At 66.8% G+C, this 9,606-nt stretch carries 11 protein-coding genes; 7 read left to right on the plus strand and 4 right to left on the minus strand.

Features of this window, described 5'->3' with window-relative positions; all coding sequences use genetic code 11:
* Positions 1-132 precede the first annotated feature (132 nt).
* Complete coding sequence (locus DK368_RS11990) at positions 133-783, plus strand: DedA family protein (protein WP_114394180.1); 651 nt, start codon at positions 133-135, stop codon at positions 781-783.
* Positions 784-813: 30 nt separating this feature from the next.
* Here the strand turns inward: DK368_RS11990 and DK368_RS11995 are convergent, their stop codons facing one another.
* On the minus strand, positions 814-1,173 hold the full coding sequence (locus DK368_RS11995; RefSeq protein ID WP_114394181.1) for a hypothetical protein: 360 nt from the start codon (positions 1,171-1,173) through the stop codon (positions 814-816).
* Positions 1,174-1,342: 169 nt separating this feature from the next.
* Here DK368_RS11995 and DK368_RS12000 point away from each other — a divergent pair, with 169 nt between their 5' ends.
* From DK368_RS12000 to DK368_RS12015, 4 genes are read left to right on the plus strand one after another with little or no spacing between them, the layout of a single operon-like run.
* Entirely contained in the window at positions 1,343-1,567 is a 225-nt protein-coding gene (locus tag DK368_RS12000; protein WP_114394182.1) for a hypothetical protein, read from the plus strand.
* Positions 1,568-1,580: 13 nt separating this feature from the next.
* Complete coding sequence (locus tag DK368_RS12005) at positions 1,581-4,502, plus strand: formate dehydrogenase subunit alpha (RefSeq protein WP_114394183.1); 2,922 nt, start codon at positions 1,581-1,583, stop codon at positions 4,500-4,502.
* 12 nt (positions 4,503-4,514) lie between these two features.
* Positions 4,515-5,138: a formate dehydrogenase FDH3 subunit beta gene (gene fdh3B, locus DK368_RS12010; RefSeq protein ID WP_114394184.1), complete on the plus strand. Its 624-nt coding sequence runs from the start codon at positions 4,515-4,517 to the stop codon at positions 5,136-5,138.
* Between the two features lie 24 nt (positions 5,139-5,162).
* Positions 5,163-6,221, plus strand: a complete 1,059-nt coding sequence (locus DK368_RS12015; RefSeq protein WP_114394215.1) for a formate dehydrogenase subunit gamma — start codon at positions 5,163-5,165, stop codon at positions 6,219-6,221.
* Between the two features lie 19 nt (positions 6,222-6,240).
* Here DK368_RS12015 and DK368_RS12020 read toward each other — a convergent pair whose 3' ends face one another.
* Complete coding sequence (locus tag DK368_RS12020; protein ID WP_114394185.1) at positions 6,241-6,435, minus strand: hypothetical protein; 195 nt, start codon at positions 6,433-6,435, stop codon at positions 6,241-6,243.
* A 186-nt stretch (positions 6,436-6,621) separates the two neighbouring features.
* Here DK368_RS12020 and DK368_RS21420 point away from each other — a divergent pair, with 186 nt between their 5' ends.
* The gene (locus tag DK368_RS21420; protein WP_155524563.1) at positions 6,622-6,795 is read left to right on the plus strand and encodes a hypothetical protein; all 174 of its coding nucleotides are present in this window, start codon (positions 6,622-6,624) and stop codon (positions 6,793-6,795) included.
* A 141-nt stretch (positions 6,796-6,936) separates the two neighbouring features.
* Positions 6,937-7,404, plus strand: coding sequence for an NUDIX hydrolase (locus DK368_RS12025; protein ID WP_114394186.1), 468 nt, complete (start codon positions 6,937-6,939; stop codon positions 7,402-7,404).
* Here DK368_RS12025 and DK368_RS12030 read toward each other — a convergent pair.
* Both DK368_RS12030 and DK368_RS12035 read right to left on the minus strand, forming a co-directional pair.
* Complete coding sequence (locus DK368_RS12030) at positions 7,401-7,814, minus strand: response regulator (protein ID WP_114394187.1); 414 nt, start codon at positions 7,812-7,814, stop codon at positions 7,401-7,403. The two genes, DK368_RS12025 and DK368_RS12030, sit on opposite strands and share 4 nt — an antisense overlap.
* 116 nt (positions 7,815-7,930) lie before the next feature.
* Complete coding sequence (locus DK368_RS12035; RefSeq protein ID WP_162306006.1) at positions 7,931-9,316, minus strand: PAS domain-containing protein; 1,386 nt, start codon at positions 9,314-9,316, stop codon at positions 7,931-7,933.
* Positions 9,317-9,606: the final 290 nt, after the last annotated feature.

Raw genomic sequence — 9,606 nt, forward strand, 5'->3', positions numbered from 1 at the left:
GGGGATCTCCGGACCCAACGGTGTTGCTCCTGCGGGAATTGCAGCGCTGGCATGCCCGGGGGAGCGCCCTGGCACGGATCGTGCCCGTCCGCTGTTCAGCTTCGGCTGACCACACCGACAGGGGACGGGCCGATGACTGCGTGGCTGCTGGGGATTGTCTATAGCTGGGGCTATGCCGGGATATTTCTGCTGCTGGCCCTGGCACGGCTGATCCCCCCCATCCCGTCGGAAACAGTCATCCCGCTGGCCGGCCTTGGCACGGCCGGGGGTGATTGGAATCTTCTCGGGCTGGCCCTGGCGGGCGGACTCGGCTCGACGGCCGGGCAATTGGTCTGGTACATGCCCAGCCGCCTGTGGAAGCCTGACCGGCTAGAGCGCTTTCTGCACCGTCACGGCCATTGGCTGACGGTTCAGCCCCAACGGGTGGAGCGGACGACCGCGTGGTTCCGCCGCCGCGGCTGGCTTGCTGTTCTTGGAGCGCAGCCCATTCCGGGCCTGCGCACCCTGGTCGCCATCCCGGCGGGAGCCTGCCGCATGCCGGTCTGGCGGTTTGCCCTCTGGTCCTTCCTTGGCTCCGCCCTGTGGACACTGGTTTTGGCGCTGACGGGGCGGCTTCTGGCCCGGTGGCCCCAGGCCGAGCGCTGGGCTGGAGCCTTCACCCTCAGCCTCTTCGCCGCCCTGATCCTGGTTTATCTGGTACGGTTGGCCAAAATCCTGCGCAGCCGCCGCCAACACCGTCCCGGGCAAACGGACAGCACCGGGCAAGCGGCCGCTCCGGTTTGACCGGCATGTGTCTCCCCGGCATCCAGATCCTCAATGAACCTCCTGGCTGACCTGCTCCGACGGGTTGGCGGATCGGGTCGGTTCGTGCGGGTCATCCGGCTCGCTGGCCCACGGGTTGGGCCGGGGGATCGGCGTTCCGTCAAGGCCGGGGGGCGCACGGCGAACGGCATCCAGCGCATCGGCAAGACGGGCCGTCTGGTTCTCGGCATCGGTGTCCGGGTCCGGGGAACGAACGCCCTGTTCGTTGGGATCGGGCTGCTGTGCGGCCTTGGTGCCGGGATCGGTGAGGCCGCGCTGGGCTGCGCTGGGACTGGCGTCAGGTGCGGCGGCGGCCCCGGTTCCGGCCAGGGCAACCAGGAGCAGCAGGGCAAGGACGGCTATCGGACGCATGCGGGATCTCCCCCTCGGCGGATCGGTCCATGGATCGATCAGGAAAACAGGGCCTGTCACCCTTTGTCCCGCGACCTTCATTCCCCCCGCCTGTTGTTTCCTCGCCGCCCTGTCTGCCGGTCGAGACATGTCCGACAGGCCAGGCCGGCGGGCAGGAAAAGGAGCAGGCATGGCGGGCAGCAACGGACGGAACGGGGATCAGTCGACCAATCAGGGTCCGGACCGGCGTGACCTTCTACGCGGTGCGGTTCTGGCCGGTGCGGCCGGGATCGCAGCCACAGCGGTCGCGGCACCGATGATCCAAGGCGAAAAAGAGGCGGTGGCAGAGCAGCTGAAGCCCCGCTACCGTGAAACCGAGCATGTGAAGCGCTTCTATTTCCTGAACCGGCTATAGGGGGAGGGGCGCCATGCTGGTCAAGCGCCGTGCCGCCGACCCGGCCCGCCGGGCCATCGCCGAAACCCTGACCCGCGCCGGGGCGGGCGGCGGGCTGGACCGCCGCGGCTTCCTTAAATCCTCAGGTCTTGCCGCCGGCGGGCTTGCGGGCCTGGGCGCCCTGTCCGTGGGGCGCGTGCGCAAGGCCGAGGCTGCCACCCTGCAGCCGGGTCAGGACATCGTGATGCGGAAGAATTTCTGCAACCACTGTTCCGTCGGCTGCTGCGTCATCGCCGAGGTGCAGAACGGTGTCTGGGTGCAGCAGGAACCAGGCTGGGAAAGCCCGATCAACCAGGGCACCCATTGCGCCAAAGGAGCCTCGGTCCGCGAACAGTCCATGGGCGACCGACGGACGAAATACCCGCTGAAGCTGGTGGGGGGGGAATGGCACCGCATCGGTTGGGACCAGGCCATCGAAGAGATCGGCACCGAGATGCTGGCCATCCGCCAGGAGTCCGGGCCAGACAGCGTCTTCCTGCTGGGTTCGGCCAAATTCTCCAACGAGGCGGCCTATCTGTTCCGCAAGTTCGCGGCGTTCTGGGGCACCAACAACGTCGATCATCAGGCCCGCATCTGCCATAGCACCACGGTCGCCGGTGTCGCGAACACCTGGGGCTATGGCGCCATGACCAACAGCTACAACGACATCCAGAATTCCAAATGTCTGGTCATCATGGGCGGCAATCCGGCCGAGGCCCATCCGGTGGCCATGCAGCACATGCTGCGCGGCAAGGAGCGCAACCGCGCGCCCTTCATCGTCATCGATCCGCGCTTCACCCGCACCGCCGCCCACGCCACGGACTATGTGCGTCTGCGCCCCGGCTCCGACATCCCGGTGATCTGGGGAATCCTCTGGCATATCTTTGAGAATGGTTGGGAAGACAAGGCGTACATCGCCCAACGCGTCTACGGCATGGACGAGGTCCGCAAGGAAGTCGCCAAATGGACCCCCGATCTGGTGCAGAAGGTGTCCGACGTGCCGGGCGACCAGCTGCGCCGGGTGGCCGAAGCCATGGCCAAGAACAAGCCCAGCACCCTGATCTGGTGCATGGGGGCGACGCAGAAGACCGTGGGCACCGCCAATGTGCGGGCCTACTCCATCCTGCAACTGGCCCTGGGGAATATCGGTGTGGCCGGCGGCGGCGCCAACATCTATCGCGGCCACTGCAATGTCCAGGGCGCCACCGACATGGGTCTGGATGTCACCACGCTGCCTTCCTATTACGGGCTGGCGGAAGGGGCCTGGAAGCACTTCGCCCGCGCCTGGGACGTTGATTACGACTTCCTGCTGAACCAGTTCGGCACGACGGACATGCCGCGCGAGGCCAGGAAGAAGCTGATGGAAGCCAAGGGCATCCCGACCACGCGCTGGTTCGACGGCGTGCTGATGGATCCCAAGGATCTGGAACAGCCGGATCTCATCAAGGCCATGGTGGTCCTCGGCCATGGCGGCAACACCGTCACCCGCATGCCCGAAGTGCTGGAAGGCGCGCGCAAGCTGCGCCTGCTGGTCATCGCCGACCCGCACCCCACCAGCTTTTCCACCGTGCCGGGGCGCACCGACGGCACCTACATCCTGCCGATCTGCCCGCAATACGAAACCGACGGCAGCCGGGCCGCCTCCAACCGTTCGCTGCAATGGGGCGAGCGCATCGTCCCGCCGCAATGGGAGTCCAAGGACGATTACGAGGTCCTGTACCTGCTGGCCCGCAAGCTGGGCTTCGCCGAACCGATGTTCAAGCACATCACGGTGGAGGGGACCCGGCCGGTGCCGGAGGATATCCTGCGGGAGATCAACCGCAGCTGCCTGTCCACGGGCTATACCGGCCAGTCGCCGGAACGGCTGAAGGCCCATGCCAAATATCAGGGCGACTTCGACAAGATCACCATGCAGGCCACCAAAGGCCCGCTGAAGGGTGAATATTACGGCCTGCCCTGGCCCTGCTGGGGACATCCGGAACTGCGCCATCCCGGCAGCCATGTGCTCTATGACACCTCCCGCCCGGTCATGCAGGGGGGCGGGGCCTTCCGCGCCCGGTTCGGCATCGAGCGCAACGGCGCGACCCTGCTGGCCGAGGGCAGCTGGCCCGCCGGGTCGGAGATCGAGGACGGCTATCCCGAATTCACCATGGCCGTGCTGAAGAAGCTGGGCTGGGACAAGGACCTGACCGCGGAGGAACGGCGGGTCATCGCGATGATCGGCGGCGACAATATCGACGAGGTCAGCTGGACCACCGACCTGTCCATGGGCATCATCCGCGTGGCCTTGAAGCATGGCTGCTCGCCGGCCGGCAACGCCAAGGCCCGCGCCGTGGCCTGGAACCTGCCGGACCCGGTGCCGATCCACCGGGAACCTGTCTATACGCCCGAACCGGCCCTGATCGCCCAGTATCCCGCCTTCGAAGACCGGCGCGATTTCCGCATGCCCTATCTCAACCGCTCGGTCCAGGCGCGCGCGGCGGAACGCAATGTGAAGCAGGACTTCCCCATGATCCTGACCTCCGGCCGGCTGGTCGAATATGAGGGCGGCGGCGAGGAGACCCGGTCCAACAAATGGCTGGCCGAGTTGCAGCAGGTGATGTTCGCCGAGGTCAACGACCGGGATGCGGACCGGATGGGCATCAAGGACGGCACCGATATCTGGGTGCTGGGACCGGAAGGCGGCAAGGCCAGGGTCAAGGCGCTGGTGACGCCGCGGGTGGCGCCGGGCGTCGTGTTCATGCCGTTCCACTTTTCCGGCCACTGGCAGGGGGAGGATCTGCGCCCCCTTTATCCAGCCGGCATCGACCCCATCGTCCTGGGCGAGCCCTGCAACGGCATCACCACCTATGGCTACGACCCGATGACGGCCATGCAGGAAACCAAGGTCACGCTCTGCCGTGTCGAACGGGCCTGAGGGGGAGACGCCATGGCACGCATGACCTTCCTGTGCGATTCCGAACGCTGCATCGAGTGCAATGCCTGTGTCACCTCCTGCAAGAACGAGCATGAGGTGCCCTGGGGCATGAACCGCCGGCGTGTCGTCACCATCAATGACGGGTTGCCGGGGGAACGCTCCATCTCCATGGCCTGCATGCATTGCACCGACGCCCCCTGTGCGTCGGTCTGCCCGGTGGATTGTTTCTACCGGACCGAGGACGGGGTGGTGCTGCACAGCAAGGAGCTGTGCATCGGTTGCGGCTATTGCTTCTACGCCTGCCCGTTCGGCGCGCCCCAATATCCGCAGGCCACCAATTTCGGCGGTCGCGGCAAGATGGACAAATGCACCTTCTGTTCCGGCGGGCCGGTCACCGACAGCACGCCGGCGGAGTACCAGACCTACGGCACCAACCGTCTGGCCGAGGGCAAGCTGCCGCTCTGTGCCGAGATGTGCTCGACACGCTCGCTGATGGCCGGCGACCAGGAGATGCTGGCCGCCATCTACCGGGAACGGGTGGTGCGCCGCGGTTATGGCTCCGGCGCCTGGGGCTGGGCCACCGCCTATGGCGCCGCCAATCCCGGCCGGGCCTTCCAGCCCGGGCGGGGCGTCTGAATCCTGCGGCAGGGGAGACCGATGATGACCGCCCAACGCCTCCGCATCGTCCTGACGGCTGCCCTGCTGCTCATGGCCCTGCCGGCCCTGGCGCAGCAGACGGCCCAGCCCCATGCCGGCGAGAAGACGACGTCGGAGGTCCCGACCGGACTCTATCAGATCCCTGGTCAGACCGAGGTGACATCACCCGACGAGGTGCCGCTGTTCGTACCGGCCCAGGACAAGATCATCGGCCGCGTCAGCATCCCCGACGGCAAGCTGGCCACGCTGGTGCAGCCGGAGGGCCGCGTCTGGCGCGATTTCCGCCAGGTCTGGCTGAAATGGGGGGCGGGCATCATCATCCTGGGCGCTGCGGCGGCCCTGACCCTGTTCTATCTGCTGAAAGGTACCCTCCGCATCGAGCACGGCCGCTCCGGCCGCTGGGTTCCGCGTTTCACCACGCTGGACCGCTTCGCCCACTGGACCACGGCCGTCAGCTTCCTGACCCTGGCGCTGACCGGTCTGCTGGTGACCTTCGGCCGTCCGATCCTGGTGCCCCTGTTCGGGCATGAGGTGCTGACCCCGCTGGCCCAGGCCGGCAAGATCCTGCACAACTTCACCAGCGTGCCGTTCGTGCTGGGGCTGGTGCTGATGGCGGTGCTCTGGATACGCGACAACATCCCGGAAAGGGCCGACTGGATCTGGATCAAGACCGGCGGCGGCATCCTGCGCAAAGTGTCGGAGCATCCCGAGGCCGGGCGCTTCAATGCCGGCCAGAAGCTGGTGTTCTGGGGCGTGCTGTCCGGCGGCGGCGCACTGGCCATCAGCGGCTTCCTGATGATGGTGCCCTTCGCCTTCACCGGCGTCACCGGCATGCAGTGGATCCATGTCATCCACGCTGTCGTGGCCGCCTTCATGATCGCCATGATCCTGGGCCACATCTATATCGGCACGCTGGGCATGGAAGGCGCCTTCGACGCCATGGGCCGGGGCGAGGTCGATGAGAACTGGGCCATCGAGCATCACCGCGGCTGGTACAATGAGATGTTCCGGCGGCAGCGGGAGCCTCCGGCCGGCAGCGGTCACCCGGCCGGGGCGGAGTAGGTCGCTCCGCCCCCTCCGGTCACTGCCGCTGTCGGATCGGGTCGCCGGCCCCGCCGGAGAAGTTGCGGTGTTCGATGCTGTCGGCCGCGTCGAGGCGGGTCGAGGGCATGGCGAAGTAGCGGTCCGATTCGCGGGCGGCATAGCGTTCCAGCACCAGGCCGGCGCCGCCGGCAGCGACGGCCAGGAACAGCAGAGCCAGAAAAAAGGCCTTCATGTCGCGTCTCCCCCTCGTTTACCGTCCGAACCATCAACAGGGAAAAGCGGCAATCGGGCATCTGGGCGGGAATCAGAGGGTGCGACAGGGCGCCGCAGGCCGGCCGTCAACAGGGCGAACCGTCATGGCCTTGTCACAGGGTTTAAAACAGGTATAGCCTTGTGCAATGCAACAAAGGCGCATCACATGATGCACACCCAGGTGGAAACCCCCGTCGCTGCCCCGTCGACCCCGTCGCCGACGCGAATTGAACTGGCCTATGCCGAGGAATGGCACCTGATCATCCAGCAGGTCCGGGCCGCCCGCCTCAAGCATGAGGCGGAATCGGGCGGTCAGCCACCCGAATCATCGTCCAGTTGAAACTGCGGGTCCGCACCAGGGGCGGTTCCTCTCCCCTTGGGTAGTACCTCGCCGCTGGTTTCTGTGCGATTGATGGAGCATGGAACCTGCCCGATTGCGGTGGGTTGTGTTCTAATTCCGATTGCACAGGCAGTGCCCGCCATGGCCAAAGCCAGCCGGAAACAACGTCACCAATATGCCGTCCTGCCGGTTTCAACCCGGGATGGGCGACTGCAGGTGGCGCTTGTGACCTCGCGGGAGACGCATCGCTGGGTCATCCCCAAGGGCTGGCCGGTCAAGGGCCTGACCCCCTGGGACGCGGCCGCCAAGGAGGCCTTCGAGGAGGCCGGGCTGCGTGGCCGGGTGGAGACGGACACCTTCGCCCATTTTCGCTATGAGAAGCGCCTGTCTGCCAAGGCTTCGGTCGCCTGCGAGGTCGATGTCTTCCTGCTGCATGTGGAGCAGGAACTGGAGGACTGGCCCGAGCGCGACCAGCGCACGCGGCGCTGGATGGCGCCCTCCCAGGCGGCGCTGCTGGTTCAGGAAGGCGGCCTGGTTGAAGCGCTGCTGCGGCTGGCTCAGCCGGCGGCTGAGCCCTATCCGGCCAGCAGCCATCCGGGCGGCCCTTAGGAGCGGTCCCGCCCGCTGAACAGGGTCAGCCCGGCCGGACCGGCGGGCACCGTCTGCCCTGTCAGGGCGGAGCGCACGGCCTGCACGGCGGAGACCAGATCCCCCGGCGAAAAGGGTTTGGCCAGCACGCCCAGGGCATAGGACCCGACATGCTCGGGCAATTCCCCCAGTCCCGTGACCAGCAGTGACGGGATGGCATGACGCTCAAGCAGCATCTCCGCCAGCATCAGCCCGCTTTCGCCATAGCCGAGCCGGACATCCAGCAGCGCCAGATCGAACGCGGTCCGCTCGGCAAGCGACAGGGCATCGTCGGCATTGGCGGCGACATAGACTTCGACGCCTGTCGTGCGCAGCGTCTCCTCGACATCGTGCGCCACGATGGCATCATCTTCGACAATCAGGATCTGCATTGCTCTGCCCCGGGATCATGCGGGAACGGACTTTAGCGGGCGGATGGGACCGGCCGCCATGGCGCCATCGGAGCACTGCCAAGGAGAAATGCCCCCTGTTCGAGCGGAGGGGGGGCTCAGTCCGGGTCGGCCAGCAGCCGGGGCAGGTCCAGATGGATGCGCACCCCCTCCTGCGGCCACGCCATGGCCAGGACACCGTGCAGCTGGTGGCGGATATTGCGCTCGGTCAAGGACAGACCAACCCCCGGCCGCGACGGCTGAACCGGTGCCGGGCCATGGGATTCCGTCCAGTCGAGATGGAGACCCTGGCCGCTGGGGTCGCGGTGCCACCGGACATCGAGCGTACCCGCGGCAATCGACAAGGCGCCATGGCGCAGAGCGTTGGTTCCCAGCTCATGCACGACCAGGCTCAAAGGCTGAACACCGTCGGATCTTATGCGCAGATCAGGTCCTTGAAGGTTTAGGTCCGCGCCCGCCTGCTGCGCCAGTGGCCGCAGGATCTCTTCCAGCATCAACCGGAGATCGGCCCCCTGCCAGCGATTGGCCGCCAACAGCGTATGGGCGCGTGCCAGCGCGCCGATGCGTCCCTCCACGGTCTGGGCGAATTCCTCCTGCGTGCCGGCGCGGGACAGGCGCAACAGGGCCAAGGCCACGGCCAGGGCATTCTTAGCCCTGTGATCCACCTCCTGCATCAGCAGGCGCATCTGGTGCTCGCCGAGCTTGCGTTCGGTGATGTCCAGCACGAAGGCCCCCACGGCATCGATGCCGGACCGGCCCCGGATCGGGTACAGGCCGGTCAGCCAGTGTCGCTCGGCCTCCGCGTGCGCCGGGGTTCCGCCCGTGATCTCCAGGGTGGGAATGGGATCCCCGGTCTGCAGCACCTGTCCCAGGGCCGGCTCAAAGCCGCTGGCCTTCACCGGCGGCAGTTCGGAAATATGTTTGCCCGCATGGGCTTCCGCTGGAATCCCGTTGATCTCGGCCAGGCGGCGGTTGACCTGGATGTAGCGGCCCTCACGGTCGAAAAAGGCCAGCCCGATGGGCGCATGCTCCAGCAGCGCATCCATCCAGGCGCGTGCCGCCTCCGTCTGGGTCAGGGCCTGCATGAGATCCGCTTCGACCCGGCGGCGTTGGGTCACGTCCAGAACCAGGACGCCAAGCCCGTCCGCAAGGGGAAAGACCCGGAGTTTCAGGCAGAGTCCCGGTTGAGTGATGCTGTCGATCTCGAAGGTGGCCTCATGGCCATCGGCCAGGATGGCCAGACAGCGCTGCTCGAAATCGCTGCCGCGGATTTCGGGGTACACCTCCCACAGCGACCGCCCCAGCACCTGCGACGCCGTGTGTCCCAGAACACGCTCGCAGGCGGCATTGAAGACAATGAAGCGCCAGTTCCCATCAAGGGCGAAGGCACCCTCTGCCATGCGGTCCAGCACAGCCGCGGCAAAGCCGCCATTGTCGAAGGATCGGGACGTGATCTGCGGGGCTGACACGATGGCAAGGTCCATGGGCTCTAACCGTCTGCCGCACTCAACGGCCCGCGGGCCTGGGCGTTGCATACGGTGATGACCATTCCGTGACACGGCAGCCGAGCGTATCCGATCCGCCACGCCTGGAAACAGCACCGCCCCCGGCCAAAGGCGCGGGGGCGGTGGTCTTGCCGCGGACGAAGGGCGGTGTGGATCAGAAGCCGGCGGGGGCCTTGATTCCGCTCTGGTCGAGCTGTGTGCGGATCTGGTCCTTCAGCCGGTCGAGACCGTCCTGGGTGAAGGCCTCGGCGCGGGCGACCAGCACGTCC

The organism is Oleisolibacter albus, from assembly GCF_003336875.1.
GTDB classification, from domain to species: domain Bacteria; phylum Pseudomonadota; class Alphaproteobacteria; order Azospirillales; family Azospirillaceae; genus Niveispirillum; species Niveispirillum album.

Coding starts and splice junctions, on each gene's coding strand:
- DK368_RS12000 (WP_114394182.1), top strand. CDS start 1,343: ATGGCGGGCAGCAACGGACGGAACGGGGATCAGTCGACCAATCAGGGT.
- DK368_RS11990 (WP_114394180.1), top strand. CDS start 133: ATGACTGCGTGGCTGCTGGGGATTGTCTATAGCTGGGGCTATGCCGGG.
- DK368_RS12030 (WP_114394187.1), bottom strand. CDS start 7,814: ATGCAGATCCTGATTGTCGAAGATGATGCCATCGTGGCGCACGATGTC.
- DK368_RS12020 (WP_114394185.1), bottom strand. CDS start 6,435: ATGAAGGCCTTTTTTCTGGCTCTGCTGTTCCTGGCCGTCGCTGCCGGC.
- DK368_RS12005 (WP_114394183.1), top strand. CDS start 1,581: ATGCTGGTCAAGCGCCGTGCCGCCGACCCGGCCCGCCGGGCCATCGCC.
- DK368_RS21420 (WP_155524563.1), top strand. CDS start 6,622: ATGATGCACACCCAGGTGGAAACCCCCGTCGCTGCCCCGTCGACCCCG.
- fdh3B (WP_114394184.1), top strand. CDS start 4,515: ATGGCACGCATGACCTTCCTGTGCGATTCCGAACGCTGCATCGAGTGC.
- DK368_RS12035 (WP_162306006.1), bottom strand. CDS start 9,316: ATGGACCTTGCCATCGTGTCAGCCCCGCAGATCACGTCCCGATCCTTC.
- DK368_RS11995 (WP_114394181.1), bottom strand. CDS start 1,173: ATGCGTCCGATAGCCGTCCTTGCCCTGCTGCTCCTGGTTGCCCTGGCC.
- DK368_RS12015 (WP_114394215.1), top strand. CDS start 5,163: ATGACCGCCCAACGCCTCCGCATCGTCCTGACGGCTGCCCTGCTGCTC.
- DK368_RS12025 (WP_114394186.1), top strand. CDS start 6,937: ATGGCCAAAGCCAGCCGGAAACAACGTCACCAATATGCCGTCCTGCCG.